At 73.7% G+C, this 14020-nt stretch carries 15 protein-coding genes and 1 tRNA gene; 4 read left to right on the top strand and 12 right to left on the bottom strand.

Features of this window, described 5'->3' with window-relative positions:
• Positions 1–41 precede the first annotated feature (41 nt).
• From N555_RS0110775 to N555_RS0110785, 3 genes are read left to right on the top strand one after another with little or no spacing between them, the layout of a single operon-like run.
• Positions 42–1886: a hypothetical protein gene (locus N555_RS0110775; protein WP_231502693.1), complete on the top strand. Its 1845-nt coding sequence runs from the start codon at positions 42–44 to the stop codon at positions 1884–1886.
• Entirely contained in the window at positions 1883–2299 is a 417-nt protein-coding gene (locus tag N555_RS0110780; RefSeq protein ID WP_029431498.1) for a cupredoxin domain-containing protein, read from the top strand. Before N555_RS0110775 ends, N555_RS0110780 begins: the two co-directional genes overlap by 4 nt.
• A gap of 4 nt (positions 2300–2303) precedes the next feature.
• Positions 2304–3626 (top strand): hypothetical protein, encoded by a 1323-nt coding sequence (locus tag N555_RS0110785; protein ID WP_231502694.1) that lies wholly within the window; start codon positions 2304–2306, stop codon positions 3624–3626.
• Positions 3627–3660: 34 nt separating this feature from the next.
• On the opposite strand, the gene N555_RS0110790 is transcribed toward N555_RS0110785, so the two are convergent.
• The 7 genes from N555_RS0110790 to N555_RS0110820 form a co-directional block, all read right to left on the bottom strand.
• On the bottom strand, positions 3661–4962 hold the full coding sequence (locus N555_RS0110790; protein ID WP_029431500.1) for an amidohydrolase family protein: 1302 nt from the start codon (positions 4960–4962) through the stop codon (positions 3661–3663).
• An 82-nt stretch (positions 4963–5044) separates the two neighbouring features.
• On the bottom strand, positions 5045–5602 hold the full coding sequence (locus N555_RS0110795; RefSeq protein WP_156036314.1) for a hypothetical protein: 558 nt from the start codon (positions 5600–5602) through the stop codon (positions 5045–5047).
• Positions 5603–5660: 58 nt separating this feature from the next.
• Positions 5661–6146 carry a (2Fe-2S)-binding protein gene (locus tag N555_RS0110800; protein WP_029431502.1) on the bottom strand — a complete coding sequence of 162 codons (486 nt, stop codon included), beginning with the start codon at positions 6144–6146 and terminating at the stop codon, positions 5661–5663.
• Positions 6143–7021 carry an FAD binding domain-containing protein gene (locus N555_RS0110805; protein WP_029431503.1) on the bottom strand — a complete coding sequence of 293 codons (879 nt, stop codon included), beginning with the start codon at positions 7019–7021 and terminating at the stop codon, positions 6143–6145. Before N555_RS0110805 ends, N555_RS0110800 begins: the two co-directional genes overlap by 4 nt.
• Positions 7018–9387, bottom strand: coding sequence for a xanthine dehydrogenase family protein molybdopterin-binding subunit (locus N555_RS0110810; RefSeq protein ID WP_029431504.1), 2370 nt, complete (start codon positions 9385–9387; stop codon positions 7018–7020). Before N555_RS0110810 ends, N555_RS0110805 begins: the two co-directional genes overlap by 4 nt.
• Positions 9388–9505: 118 nt before the next feature.
• Positions 9506–9694, bottom strand: a complete 189-nt coding sequence (locus N555_RS0110815; protein WP_156036315.1) for a hypothetical protein — start codon at positions 9692–9694, stop codon at positions 9506–9508.
• Positions 9695–9761: 67 nt separating this feature from the next.
• Entirely contained in the window at positions 9762–10670 is a 909-nt protein-coding gene (locus tag N555_RS0110820; RefSeq protein ID WP_029431506.1) for a Dyp-type peroxidase, read from the bottom strand.
• 206 nt (positions 10671–10876) lie between these two features.
• On the opposite strand from N555_RS0110820, the gene N555_RS25860 reads away from it, so the two are divergent.
• Positions 10877–11530 carry a GAF domain-containing protein gene (locus N555_RS25860; RefSeq protein WP_231502695.1) on the top strand — a complete coding sequence of 218 codons (654 nt, stop codon included), beginning with the start codon at positions 10877–10879 and terminating at the stop codon, positions 11528–11530.
• An 87-nt stretch (positions 11531–11617) separates the two neighbouring features.
• On the opposite strand, the gene N555_RS0110830 is transcribed toward N555_RS25860, so the two are convergent.
• The 5 genes from N555_RS0110830 to N555_RS0110850 form a co-directional block, all read right to left on the bottom strand.
• Complete coding sequence (locus tag N555_RS0110830) at positions 11618–12352, bottom strand: hypothetical protein (RefSeq protein WP_029431507.1); 735 nt, start codon at positions 12350–12352, stop codon at positions 11618–11620.
• 225 nt (positions 12353–12577) lie between these two features.
• The gene (locus tag N555_RS25865) at positions 12578–12877 is read right to left on the bottom strand and encodes a hypothetical protein (RefSeq protein WP_034509774.1); all 300 of its coding nucleotides are present in this window, start codon (positions 12875–12877) and stop codon (positions 12578–12580) included.
• Positions 12878–12992: 115 nt separating this feature from the next.
• Positions 12993–13065: transfer RNA gene (locus N555_RS0110840), tRNA-Ala, on the bottom strand.
• Positions 13066–13156: 91 nt separating this feature from the next.
• Complete coding sequence (locus N555_RS0110845) at positions 13157–13570, bottom strand: VOC family protein (protein ID WP_029431508.1); 414 nt, start codon at positions 13568–13570, stop codon at positions 13157–13159.
• 20 nt (positions 13571–13590) lie between these two features.
• Entirely contained in the window at positions 13591–14004 is a 414-nt protein-coding gene (locus tag N555_RS0110850) for a helix-turn-helix domain-containing protein (protein WP_156036316.1), read from the bottom strand.
• Positions 14005–14020: the final 16 nt, after the last annotated feature.

Consider the following 14020-nt stretch of genomic DNA (forward strand, 5'->3'; position numbering starts at 1 on the left):
TAGCACTTGCCGATGTCACATGACGGGTGTTCCATACCAACGTGTCGACGACGATGTCCGCCGTTCTCGCCGCTGACAGCCGGCCCGCCGGGGGTGCCGCCCTCGGGGAGGTCGCCCTGGCCACCGGCATCGGCTTCGCGCTCACCGCCGTGCTCGTCGGGTCGGTGTACCTGCACCGCACCCGCCGCACGACCGTCCTCAGCCGGGTGGGCGGCCGCCTCGGCCGGGCCACCGGCGTCCCGGGCTGGGTGGCGCTGCCCACCGTCCTGACGACGCTGTCCCTGCTGGTCGCCCTCCTGGGCATGCTCTGGGACATCTCGCTGCACATCGGGGTGGGCCGCGACGAGGGGCCGCTGGCCAACCCGGCGCACTACCTGATCCTCTTCGGCCTGTTCGGCGTCTTCGCCGCGGGCGTGCTCGCCTGCTCCATGCCCCTGGACGAGGAGCCGGGGCCCGCGTCCGTGCACTTCATCCGCGGCTGGGACGTCCCGGTCGGCGGCATCATCCTCGGCGGCGCCGGCTTCTACGCGCTGCTGGGCTTCCCGCTCGACGACGTCTGGCACCGGCTGTTCGGCCAGGACGTCACGCTCTGGGGCCCCACCCACCTGATGCTCATCACCGGCGCCGGGCTGTCGATCGTCGGCCTGCTGATCCTGGAGATGGAGGGCCACGGCGGCGCCTCCACCGACGACGGCGACCGCAAGGTCGGAAACGTCGGCCGGTTCCTGCGGCAGGGCTCGGCGATGGGTGGCCTCCTCCTGGGGCTGTCGGTCTTCCAGGGCGAGTACGACTTCGACGTCCCGCAGTTCCGGCTGGTGCTCGAGCCGTTCATGATCGCCGGCGCGGCCGGGCTCGCCCTGGTCGCCGCGCGGCTCTGGATGGGTCGCGGCGGCGCACTGATGGCGACGGCGTTCTTCCTCGTCGTCCGCGGGCTCATCGCGCTCGTCGTCGGTCCGGTCCTCGGCGAGATCACCCCCCAGTTCCCGCTGTACCTCGGGTCGGCGATCGTCGTCGAGCTGCTGGCCCTGTCACTGCCGCTGGTGCGCCGGCCGCTGGTGTTCGGCGCCGTCGCCGGCGTGCTGATCGGCACCGTGGGCACCGCGACCGAGTGGGGCTGGACGCACCTCACCCAGACGCTGTCGTGGAACCGCGACGTCCTCGTCGAGGGCACGCTCATGGCGGTGCTCGCCGGGGTCGCGGGGGGCCTGCTCGGTGCGCTGCTGGCGCTCGGCCTGCGCCGGCGGCTCCCCCGCCCCGCCGTGGCCCGCACCGTGCTGGTCGCCTCCCTGGTGGCCATCGCCGCCGGCGTCACCAACGGCCTGATCGCGACCGTCCCCGACGACGTGGAGGCGACCTTCACGATCAGCGACGTCACCTCGGACCCGCGGACGGCCGACATCACCGTGCAGCTGAGCCCGGCCGACGCCGTGGACGACCCGGCGTGGGTGCAGATCACCGCCTGGCAGGGCCAGGGACTCGTGGTCGACGACCTGGAGCGGATCGGGCCCGGCGAGTACCGCACGACCGAGCCGGTCCCGCTGCACGACGACTGGAAGACCCTGCTGCGCGTGCACGACGGCCGGCAGCTGTACGCGGTGCCGATCTACCTGCCCGCCGACGAGGCCATCCCGGCGGACGAGATCGCCGCGGAGGACGGCGTGACCCGGAGCGCGATCCCGGAGATCGACGTCCTGCAGCGGGAGCTCAAGGAGTCCGGCGGCGGGCTGTGGGCGCTGGCGAACCTCGTGGTGCTGGGCTGCACGCTCGCCCTCATCGCCGGCATCTCGTGGGGCGTGGGCCGCTACTCCCGCCGGGGCAGCGCCGGGGAGCGCTTCCCCGACGCCCCCGTCGACAGCCCGGTGCCCACCGGCGTGGGCGCCCCGTGACGGCGCGGGCACGGGCCGCCGTCGTCCTCACCGCCGCCCTGCTCCTGGCCGGCTGCGCCGGCACCGACCCCGACGACGAGGCGAGCAGCCCGGCCGGGTCGTCGGCCGGGACGACGGCGCAGCCCACGGACGCCGCCCCGCGCAGCGCCTCCGGCCGGCAGCTCACGGTCGACGTCACCGGCGGGCAGGCGTCCGGCGACACGGGCCGGGTCCCCGTCGACCTGGGCGAGCAGGTCATGCTCACGGTCACCAGCGACACCGCCGACGCGTTCCACCTGCACGGCTACGACCTCGAGGCGGAGCTGGTCCCCGGCGAGCCGGCCACGCTGACCTTTCCCGCCGACATCCCCGGCGTCTTCGAGGGCGAGCTGCACGAGGCCGGGACGGTGCTGCTGAGCCTGCAGGTCGGCTGACCGCGTGGACGGCACCGCCGTGGAGGTGGTCGCGCACGGGGTCGGGTCGCGCACCGACCTGCCGCTGCCGCTCGGGCTGGCGCTGTACGGGGCGGGCGCGGCGATCCTCGTCAGCTTCGTCGTGCTGCTGCTCTTCTGGCGCACGCCGAAGCTCGGCGACGAGCGCTCCGGCCGCCCGCTGCCCACATGGATGCAGCGGGCGGCGGACTCGGCCGGACTGCGCCGGACCCTGCAGGGGGTCGTGCTCGCCGTCGCCGTCCTGGTGCTCGCCGTGGCGCTGGCCGGACCGGAGGACACCACACGCAACCTCGCGCCCTGGGTCCTCTACGTCACCTTCTGGGTGGGACTGGTGCCGGCGAGCCTGCTCCTCGGGCCGGTGTGGCGGGTCGTCAACCCGCTGCGCCTGGTCGCGCGGCTGCTGCGCCCCCTGGTCGGCCCCCCGCGGGCTCCCGGCCGTCTGCTCCCCCGCCTCGGGCTCTGGCCGGGCGCGGTCTCCCTGCTGGCGTTCGTGTGGCTGGAGCTGGTGCCGGCCGGGCGGTCGGACCCGGACGTCGTCGCGGGCTGGCTGATCGGCTACGCGCTCGTCCAGGTCGGCGCCTCGTTGTGGTTCGGCGAGGAGTGGTTCGCCGCCGGTGATGGCTTCGAGGTGTACTCGACGCTGCTCGCCCGGCTGTCGCTGGTCGGCCGGCGCGACGACCGCCGGGTCGTCCTGCGCTCGCCGCTGACCAACGCCATGACGACGCCGGCCCGGGCCGGGCTGGCCGCGGTCGTCATGGTCCTGCTCGGCTCCACCGCGTTCGACGGGCTGACCCGGACGGTGTGGTGGCAGAACGGACCGGGAGCGGCCGACGACGTCATCTCCGGGGCCCTCGGCCTGGCCGTCATGGTGGCGCTCGTCTCGCTGCTGTACCTGGCCGGGACCCGGCTGTCCGGCCGGCTCAGCCGGCTGCCGCTGGGCCCGCAGCCGCGGCTGTTCGCCGCCACCGTGCTGCCCATCGCGCTCGGCTACACCGTCGCGCACTACTTCAGCCTGTTCGCCCTCGACGGTCAGACGACGTGGATCCTCGCCAGCAACCCCTTCGGCACAGCGGGCGTGGACCTGTTCGGCACCTACGGCAACGTCGTCGACCTGCGTGCGGTCTCGGCCGACCTCATCGCCTACGTCCAGGTGGGCGCGGTCGTCACCGGGCACGTCCTCGGCGTCACGCTCGCCCACGAGCAGGCACTCCGGGTGGCCCCGCGGGCGCCGGCGTCGGACCAGCTGCCGTTGGTCGTGGTCATGGTGCTGTTCACCGTGGGCGGCCTCGGGCTGCTCTTCGGGTTCTGAGCCGGCCGGGGGGTGCCCCGGCCGGCCCAGCGGCTCAGCCCCGGCCGTCGGCGGACGCGCGCGCCCGCTGCATCGCCTGCATCTGCTTGAGGATCTCCGGGTGGTCGCCGTGCAGCGCCTTGGGGGTCACGTCGACGTCGGTGGCCAGCGCCCGCAGCGCACCGACCGTCGCCTGCTCCCGCGGCACGTGCGCGAAGGGGTCGAACCGGTAGAACCGGCAGGCGTTCTCCCAGGTCATCGCATTGATCTCGTCGTCCGGGATCGCGACCTCCTCGAGGGACTTCATGAGGATCTCCGGCGACTGCGGCCAGGTGGCGTCCGAGTGCGGGTAGTCGCACTCCCACGCGATGTTCTCGACACCGATGTGGTGCCGCATCTCCAGGCCGACGGTGTCCTCGATGAAGCACGTCAGCACCCGCTCCCGGAACACCTGGCTGGGCAGCTTGTCGCCGAAGTCCTGCCCGGTCCACTGGTGGTGCTTCTGGTAGGTGATGTCGGCCCGCTCCAGCCAGTAGGGCACCCAGCCGATCCCGGCCTCGGCGAGGGAGAACCGCAGGGTCGGGAACTTGCGCAGGATCGGCGACCACAGCAGCTCGCTGGCGAAGATGCCGGTGGCGAACGGCATCGTGTGGATCATGACGTCGAACGGCGAGCGCGGCATGAAGTTCGGTGCGGCGCCGAAGTGGAACACCATCGCGGTGTCGGACTCCTCGCACGCCCGGTAGGCCTCGTCCCACTCGTCGCCGTGGATGTCGGGCATGCCGTTGAACCGGTGTGGTTCGGGGTGGAACGAGACGGCGTGGCAGCCCTTGTCGGCCACCCGGCGGATCTCCTCGGCCATGAACTCCGGCCCCACGGCGAACCCGGACAGCGCCAGCGGGATGAACCGGCCGGGGTGCGAGCCGCACCACTCGTCGATGTGCCAGTCGTTGTAGGCGCGCAGGATCGCGGCGGAGAACTCCTTGTCGTCGTTCGTGACGAAGAACTGCCCGCCCAGGCCCGGCCAGGAGGAGAAGTTCAGGCTGGCGAGGATGCCGTTGGCGTTCATGTCGCGCACCCGCTCGTGCACGTCGTACGCGCCCGGCCGGACCTCCTCGAAGGTGTCCGGGTCGCGGCCCCAGTCCTCCTTGGGCCGGCCGGCCACGGCGTTGAGGCCGAAGGTGCGGATCTCCTGGCCCTCGATCAGCCAGGCGTCGGTGCCGTCGGGACGGCGGATCACCCGCGGCGCCCGCTCCTTGAACCTCGCCGGGACGTGGTCGCGGATGTAGTCGGTCATGGACGGCGGCTCGACGATGTGGTCGTCGACGCTCACCAGGACGAGATCGTCGAGGCGCACGACTGCTCCTGTTCGGCTGGGGTCCGGCCTGCCGCCGCAGTGTGGCACCGGTCACAGCACCGGGACAACGTCCGACCCCCGGTCAGATGCCGACGCCGAGCTCCTCCTGCAGCACCTGCCGCCGCGCGAGGTCCGCGGCACGCCGGCGCGCCAGGTCGACGAGGTCGGCCGACAGCCGTGCGGACTGCTCCGCGGCCTCCACCCGCAGGGCCGTGAGGTGCTGCTCGACGGCGTCCACCGCCCGGCCGGCCCAGATACGCACGGTGCCGGCATCGACGTCGGGGGCGAAGTTCTCCGGCAGCCGCAGCACCGGACCGCCGTCGGCCCGGCGGCCCCAGTCCCCCACCGGCGGATCGGCGTCGGGTGCGCGGCCGGGGCGGCTGGCGAAGAACCGCCCGTCGCCGTCGAACGGCACGCGGACGGTCACGGTCAGCCGTGCGGCGGTGCCGGTCCCGAAGGTCGCCTCCGCGCGCCGCAGCCGCGGGAGGTCGGGCTCCGACGCGCGCAGCAGGTCGTCGACGCACCGGATCGGATCGGACAGCTCGGCGTCGAGGGCCCACTGCAGCACCTGCGCGGTCAGCGCCGTCCGGCGGCGGGAGGTCTCATCGGCGAACCGGCCCACGGTGAACAACTGCGGCATGGCGGACATCTTCCCGCCGCGGAGCCCCGATCTCCCCGGGCCGGGCGTCCGGCCGGGGTCAGCCGGCGTCGCGGGAGGCGGCCAGCGCCACGCCGTCCACGATGCTCTGGTAGCCCGTGCACCGGCAGACGTTGCCGCTGAGGCACTCGCGGATCCGCTCCCGGCTGGGCGTGGGCTCCTCCGCCAGCAGCGCGACGGTGGTCATCACGAAGCCCGGCGTGCAGAAGCCGCACTGGAACGCGTGGCTGTCGTGGAACGCCTGCTGGACCGGGTGCAGCCGGTCGCCCTCGGCGAGCCCCTCGACGGTCGTGACCTCCGCGCCCCGCGCCTGCACGGCGAGCAGCAGGCACGACCGCACCGCCGCGCCGTCCAGCAGCACCGTGCACGCGCCGCACACGCCGTGCTCGCACCCCAGGTGCGTCCCGGTCAGCCCGAGGCCCTCCCGGAGGAAGTCGGCGAGCGTGGTGCGGACGTCGGCCGTCGCCGAGCGCTCCTCGCCGTTGACCCGCAGGGAGATATCGGTACTCGTGAGGGGACTGGTCACGCGGGGGCTCCTGCCCGGTCGGCGGCGGTGGTGAGGGCACGGCGGACGGTCACCTCGGCGAGGTGGCGGCGGAAGTCGCCGCTGCCGTGGACGTCGGAGGCGAGTTCCAGGCCGGCGACGGCGTCGGTGGCCGCGGCCGCGACGGTGTCCGCCGAGACGGGCTGACCGGCGAGCGACGCCTCGACCGCGGGCAGGCGCAGCGGCACGTCGGCGACGCCCATGAGGCACAGCCGGGCGGCCTCGACGGAGCCCGCGTCGTCGAGCACGACCATCGCGGCGACCCCCACCAGCGCGAAGTCGCCGTGCCGCCGCGCGACCTCGGTGAACGCCCAGCCGGCGCCGGGCGGCGAGCCCGGTATGCGCACCTCGGTGAGCAGCTCGTCGTCGGCCAGCGCGGTCGTGTAGTGCCCCTGGAAGAACTCGGCCGCCGACAGCACGCGCTCGCCGCCCGCGCGGGAGCGGAGCACCAGCTGGGCGTCGGTCACGGCGGCCACCGCGGGCAGCTCCGCCGAGGCGTCGGCATGGGCGATGCTGCCGCCGATGGTGCCGCGGTTGCGGATGGCCTCGTGCCCGATCAGCGGCAGCGCCTCGGCCAGGACCGGGAGCCGGTCGCCGACGAGCGCCGACCGCTCCGCGGCCCGTTCCCGGGTGGTCGCGCCGAAGGCCACGCCACCGTCGAACTCCGTGATGCCGGCGAGGCCGGCCACGCCGTTGAGGTCGATCAGGACGCTGGGCCGGGCCAGCCGCATGGAGAGCATCGGCAGCAGGCTCTGGCCGCCGGCGATGACCTTGCCCTCGTCGCCGTGCTCGGCGAGCAGGTCGAGGACCTCGTCCTCGGTCGTGGGGGCGGCGTAGGCGAACGGTGCGGGTTTCATCGGACCGGCACCGTCCCGACCAGCTCGAGGATCCGCGAGGGTGGCAGGTGCTGTTCGCGCACCTGCGCGCCGAAGGGCGCGAGTGCGTCCTCGATCGCGGAGGTGATCGCCGCGGGGGCCACGATCATGCCGCCCTCCCCCACGCCCCGGAAGTTGACGTCGGGGTCGTTGAGCACGGTCTGCACGTGGTGCACCTCAATGTCGGGCACCAGGGTGCTGGTGGGCATCAGGTAGTCCAGGAACGAGGCGGCGACGAACTGGCCGTCCTCGTCGTAGGCGGCGTGTTCCAGCAGCACCGCGCCGACGGCCTGGGCCACCCCGCCGCGGATCTGCCCCTCGACGATGGCCGGGTTGACCGGCAGGCCGCAGTCCTCGACGACGACGTAGCGCTCGAAGGCCACCAGCCCGGTCTCGACGTCGACCTCCACGACGCAGGCGTGCACGCCGCCGGACCAGCCGCCCTCCCCTCCGTCGAACACCTCCGTGATCCGCAGGTCGGCGTCCACGCCGTCGGGCAGCCGCTCCGGCTCGGTCGCGACGATCCGTGCCAGCTCGGCCAGGGGGAGCGCGATGCCCGGGGTCCCGCGGACCGAGACGGTGCTGTCGGCCAGCTCCAGGTCGCCGGCGTCGGCCTCCAGCAGTTCGGCGGCCAGGGCCAGCACCTTGGCCTTCAGCGCCCGGGAACCGTGCAGCACGCTGCCGTTGGCCATCGTCGCCGCCCGGCTGCCGCCGGTGCCGATGAGCGCGACCGGCGTGATGTCGGTGTCGCCCCACAGGACGTCGATGTCGGTGAAGCGCACGCCGAGCTCGTCCGCGGCGACCTGCGCGAGTGTGGTCTGGTGGCCCTGGCCGTGCGGCTGCTGCCGGGTGGTGATGACCACCCGGCCACGCTCGTCGACGGCCAGGTAGGTCGTCTCGTCGCCGACGATGTCGGCCTGCCGCTCGCCGTTGGTCTTCGGCGGCGGCGCACCCTCGAGGTAGGCGGCCAGGCCCAGGCCGAGGTATCTGCCCTCGGCCCGCGCGGCCTCCTGCCGTTCCCGGAAGGCCGGGACGTCGAGCAGGCGGACGGCCTCCTCCAGGCACTCCCGGGTGGTGACGCCGAGGTAGGGCGTGCCGGTCAGCATGGCCAGCGGGGACTCGTCGCGGACGACGTAGTTGCGGCGCCGCACCTCGACGGGGTCCAGGCCCAGTTCGCGGGCCACGATGTCCAGCGACCGCTCGCGCAGGAAGTCGCCGGTCGCCCACGGGCCGCGGTAGCTGACGTAGGTGGCCTTGTTGCTGAAGACGCTGGTGGCCTTGGCCCCCAGTGCCTCGAGCTTCATCGGTCCCTGGAAGAACATGACGGCCGCCATCGCCATCGTGGAGCCGGGGAACGGGTCGGCGAGGTAGGCGCCGACGTTCAGCACCAGGTCCAGGCGGGCGCCGATGATCCGTCCGTCGTCGGTCACCGCCAGTTCGACGTCGGCCTTCTCCTCACGGGCGTGGCCGCCGGTCGCGAGGTGCTCGAGCCGGTCCTCCACCCACTTGACCGGGCGACCCAGGTCCTTGGCCGCGGCCGCGACGGCGACGTCCTCCCGGAAGACGCTGTTCTTCAGGCCGAAGCCGCCGCCGACGTCGGCGGCCAGCACCCGGATCTGCTCCATCGGGACGCCGATCTGCGGGGGCAGCAGCAGCCGCAGCATGTGCGGGGACTGGGTACTGGCGTGCAGGGTCAGCTTCTGCGCCGCAGAGTCCCAGCTCGCCACGATCCCGCGGGTCTCCATCGGGTTCGGGTGGTGCCGGTGCACCGAGATGGTCGCGGTCAGCACCCGGTCGGCGCGGGCGAAGGCCCCGTCGACGTCACCCAGGGGCAGCTCCATCTGGAAGGCGAGGTTCGAGCCGACCTCCTCGAACAGCGGCGGCTTGGCCGGGTCGAGCGCGTCGGCGTAGCTGACGACGGCCTCCAGCGGCTCGATGTCCACCTCGATGAGCTCGAGCGCGTCCTCGGCGAGGTACCGGCTCTCGGCGACCACCAGGGCGATCGGGTCGCCGACGTGCCGCACCTTGTCGACGGCGAGGCCGTAGGACGCCGGCAGCGCCATGCCGGGCATCTGGTCCATGCCCGCGATCACCCCGGGCTTCCCCGGCTCGGTGAGGCGCTGCATGTCCGCGCCGGTGTAGACCGCCACCACCCCGGGGAGCTCCAGGGCCTCGGCGACGTCCACCGACAGCAGCCGCCCGTGCGGCGCGTAGCTGCGGAGGAACGCCGCGTGCAGCATCCCGGGCAGCACGACGTCGTCGAGGTAGCGGCCCCGCCCGGTCAGGATCCGCGGGTCCTCGACCCGCCGCACGCTGGCGCCGACGGCGCGAGCCCCCACCTCGGTCACGAGACCCCTCTCCGCAGCGCCCGGCCGTTGTGCGGCGCTCGCGCGCCGTCCGGCCCACCGGATGCTGTCGGAGGGGCGCCGCTGTGGCAAGGATCACCCCAGCGGGAGCCGCCGTCGGCTACTCGCGGACGACCCAGACCTCGGCCGGTCCGCTCGGGGTGTCCCGGACCTGGACCGGCTGGAACCGCTCGTAGACGCCGAACCAGTGCGGGCCGTCGTAGACGAGCACCGACGACGCCAGCTGGTCGGGCGCCACGTCGTCCACCTCGCCGTGGCGGGGGCCGCCCCAGTGGAAGACCAGTGACATGGCCGTCACGGTAGTCCGACGCCCTGACGGCGGGTGCGGCGCTCCGGCGGGCGGGGGCGCCGGCCGCTCAGTCGTCGTCCTCCGGCGCGAAACGGGCGAGGGACTCCACCGTCGGGACGGTGTAGTACGCGCCGGACAGCGGCGTGGTCCAGTGGGTCAGCGCGTCGCGGATCCCGTCGGTCGCGCCGGCCATGCGCCGCAGCATCTCGTGCATCCGCCAGCGGTCCTGCGCGAAACCCACGAACGCCGTCCCGTGGTCGGTGACCCCGCCGTAGGCGACGTTGCGGCGGAAGATCTTCCGTTCCTCGCCGTCCACCTCGATGTTCGTGCGGGCGATGTGCGCGCTGGCCGGCTTCTCCTCGTCGGAGAACTCGACGTCGTCGGCCTTGGTCCGGCCCATCGCCCGCTCCTGGCCGCGGACGCCGAGCGTCTCCCAGCCCCGCGTCTCGTGCCGCCAGACCTGGAACAGCAGGACCGAGGACCCGGCGCCGGGCCCCGACGGCACGGTCGCGACCCCCGGTGCCTCCAGCAGGGACGGGTTCTCGGTGCCGTCGACGAAGCCGGTGAGGTCGCGCGAGTGCGAGTACAGCCACCCGGTCACCTCACCGGCGACGTCCGCGACGTCGCGGACGGCGTCGATCACCTGGCGGGCGTTGTCGAAGACGGCGGAGCGGTTGCCGCCGGCCACCCAGACCCACGCGTCGTGCTGGGTCGCGGGCATGGTGAACCCGCCGGGTCCGGTGATCGGCTCGGCGAACCCGGCCGCGTCGGGCGGACCGTCCCCCGGCGCCACCTGCTCCCAGAGCTCCGGGCGGAACGCCACCACGAGGTTGACCCCGCCGACGGTGGAGAGCGGGCCGCTCACCCCGACGACCGCGCGCACGAGCGCATCGGGCGCCGTCCCGGGCGCGAGGTCCAGCTCCAGGTAGCAGTGCTCGGGGGTGCCCAGCGCGAAGATCCCGGGTTGCGACGTCACGGCTGCACAGCGTGCCAGGCCCGCTCCGGCGACCCGCGCGGTCGCACCGGTCGCTCTCGGAACCGGGGAGGGTTAGCGTGCGGGTGGGCGCGTGCAGCTGCGCGCCCCGTGCGTCATGACGCGGCGCACCCCAGCACCGGCCCCGATCCCCGGGATGCCGGCGGCCGCGGGTGCGTACGCCCCGGTCACCACACCGAGGCGGCGCCATGGACCCGAGGACCGAGGACCCACCCGCAGTGATCGTCCAGGCGCTGGACGAGCTCGCCCGGGTCACCCTGCGCGACAGCTCCGTGTCGTCGCTGCTGCAGAAGGTCGCCGACGTCACCCGGCAGGTGATGCCGGGCCGCCCCGAGGCCTCGGTCTCCCTGCTCGTCGACGACCGGCCCAGCACGCTGGCCTACAGCGGACAGCTGGCCATAAACTGCGACGAGAGCCAGTACGGGCACGGGTACGGCCCGTGCCTGCACGCCGCCGCGACGGGCGAGCTGACCTGGGTGCCCGACACGCGCGTCGAGACGCGGTGGCCGGACTACATGCGCTCGGCCGCGGATTACGGCGCCCTGGCCTCGCTGTCGGTGCCCCTGCCGATCAACGAGGGGGTGCGGGGCGCGCTGAACATCTACGCGCGCGAAGCCGACGCGTTCGACGACATGAGCACGGCGGTGGCCGCGCGGCTGGCGCCCTACGCCGGCGTCGCCGCCGCCAACATGCTCGACTACCAGAACGCCCGCGACATGGCGGAGAACCTGCAGTCGGCGCTGGAGTCACGGGCCACCATCGACCAGGCCAAGGGCATGCTCATGGAGCGCTTCACGCTCTCCCCGACCTGGCCTTCCAGGTGCTGGCCCGCGTCTCGATGACCACGAACAAAAAGGTCCGCGAGGTGGCCGAGCGCCTCGTGCAGACCGGGCAGATCGACCTCGGCTGACCACCCGGCAGCCGGCGGCCTACTGGGGCGTGTCGCTCTCCAGCGCCAGGCGCTCCAGCGGGAGCCGGCCCTCGACCACCTCGAGGGCCACGTCGTCGAGGTCCCCGCCCTCGGCGTAGGCGTACGCCCGGAGGACCGCCAGCGCGTCCTCGCTGTCCATCCGGAGCCCCGCGTTGAGGTAGCCCATGGCCTGCCAGACGATCGCCCGCCGTTCGGTGGCCGGGGCGTCGACCCATGCCGGGGCGTCCCCGGACCGCTGGGTCGCCCGGGACTGCGCCTCGAGAGTGGCCGCCACCTCGTCGGCGACCGCCAGCGCGTCCTGCAGGCCGAGGTCCCCGACACCCCGGGGCGGGACGATGTAGAGGTCCAGCGCGCCGATGCCCCCCAGTCCGCCGCCCAGGGGCAGCGAGATGGAGCCCCGGACGGGCGTGCGGGCGACCAGCGCGTCGTAGAAGGCCGGCCAGCGGGTCGCGATGGAGCCCTTGTCGGCCACGACCGGTCGCCCCTCGGCGTGCGCGGCCAGGCACGGCCCCTCGCCGATCGTGAACTGCAGCCGCTCGACCTCCCCGGCGACCGGATCACTGGCGCCCAGGGGCAGCCGCCGGTCGTGGGCGAAGAAGAGGCTGATGCCCGCGCCGTCGACGGGCAGCACCCGCGCGGCCGCGCGGGCCAGGCGGGTGGGGAGCAATTCGGGGGCGGACAGCTCGGCCGCCGACTCGGTCAGCGCGTCGCGCAACTGCTCGGCGAGGGTCACCGGACTCCAGACGTGCAGGCCACGGCGATGCGCGGCGGTGCAGCCGGGCTGCTCTCACCCGCAGGTCCACCTTCCCCGAGGCGACCACCGCGCGCCACCGGAGGGGACGCCGGAGTCGGCGAACGGGTGAGCCGATGACACGTTCGGAGCGGGCCGGCGGCATCGTCCGTAGCGTCGTCCTGAGCCGCTGGCGTTCACAACTGCAGCCTCCGCGGTCAGGCTCCGTCAGTCCAGCAAGCGGCTGGCGGGGCCGCCCCGCACGGCCTCGCGCGCCCGCTCGTCGCGCGCGTCGAGCGACTCGTAGAACCGGCTCCGGTTCACCGCGGTCGGCCAGCCGTGCGCACGGCCGTACTTCTGCACCGTGTTGGCGGAGAACCCCAGCGCCGCCACCGAGCGCACCGATGCGCCGTTGAGCAGCGCCTCGGCCACCGCCTGCTCCAGCCGCTCCTGGGCGGCGCTGACGCCCGCCATCGCGGCGCGGATCCGTTCCACGTCGCCGTCGGTGACCGGCCGCTGATCGGGCACCGGTCGACGGTAGGTCGCTCCTGATCGTGTCGCAACCTGACACGATCAGCGATCGAGCGCCGCCGGGAACGACTCAGGGCGCCCTCCGGAGGAGGACGCCCTGAGTGCGAACGGGTGGAGCTGAGGGGACTCGAACCCCTGACCCCCACACTGCCAGTGTGGTGCGCTACCAGCTGCGCCACAGCCCCGTTCCGGCCCCGGTCGAGTGCCCCTGAGCCGTCCAGAACTGTACATCCCCCGCCGCGCGCCGACGCGGAGGGGGTGGGGCGCGCCGGGCGGTCAGCCCTGCGTCATCTGGGCGATGCGCAGGTGGTTGCCGAACGGGTCGCGCAGGCCGAAGTCGATGCCGTACGGCTGGTCGACCGGCTCCTCGGTGATCTCCACGCCCTTCTCCTTGAGCTCGGCGTGGGTCTTGTGCGCGTCCTCGCACTGGAAGAACAGGTGGCCGCCCGCCGCGCCCTTGCTCACCAGCTCGCGCACCTGGGCGGCGGTCTCGTCGCTCATGGACGGCGGACCGGGCTTCTCGAGCAGGATCTGCCGGTCGGGCTGGCCGGGCAGGGCGATGGTCAGCCACCGCATGGGGCCGAACGCCATGTCGTTGGTGACCTCGAAGCCGAGCTTGCCGACGTAGAAGTCGAGCGCGGCATCCTGGTCGGGGACGTAGATCTGGGTGATGGTCAGCGCCTTCAGCATGTCCAGGACGCTAGGGGCGCTCAGGCCTGCGGCGCTTCTCCGAAACTGCTCGGTCGCAGCCACGCCATCGCGAAGCAGGACGGCGCGAGGGGCAGCGGGCCGCGGCGGCGGTGCACGCTCGGCGGCTCGCCCACCACGTCGCGGAAGACCCGGCTGAAGGTGCCCAGGCTGCTGAACCCGACCGCCGTGCAGATGTCGGTCACGGAGCGGTCGGTGGAGCGCAGCAGGAACATCGCCCGCTCGACGCGGCGGCGCTGCAGGTACCGGTGCGGGGTCTCGCCGAAGACCGAGCGGAAGGTCCGGATGAAGTGCGCCTCGGAGACGTGCGCGATCCCGGCGAGGGTCGGGATGTCCAGCGGCTCGGCGTAGGCCCGGTCCATCGCGTCACGGGCGCGCAGCATCCACCGGTTGGTGTCCTCCGCGGCGCTGCCCACGGCGCCATCCCAGCAG

The sequence above is a fragment of the Blastococcus sp. URHD0036 genome (assembly GCF_000701365.1).
Taxonomy (GTDB): Bacteria; Actinomycetota; Actinomycetes; order Mycobacteriales; family Geodermatophilaceae; genus Trujillonella.

Coding starts and splice junctions, on each gene's coding strand:
- N555_RS0110795 (WP_156036314.1), bottom strand. CDS start 5,602: ATGCCGCAGTTGTTCACCGTGGGCCGGTTCGCCGATGAGACCTCCCGC.
- N555_RS0110805 (WP_029431503.1), bottom strand. CDS start 7,021: ATGAAACCCGCACCGTTCGCCTACGCCGCCCCCACGACCGAGGACGAG.
- N555_RS0110815 (WP_156036315.1), bottom strand. CDS start 9,694: ATGTCACTGGTCTTCCACTGGGGCGGCCCCCGCCACGGCGAGGTGGAC.
- N555_RS25860 (WP_231502695.1), top strand. CDS start 10,877: ATGGACCCGAGGACCGAGGACCCACCCGCAGTGATCGTCCAGGCGCTG.
- N555_RS0110845 (WP_029431508.1), bottom strand. CDS start 13,570: ATGCTGAAGGCGCTGACCATCACCCAGATCTACGTCCCCGACCAGGAT.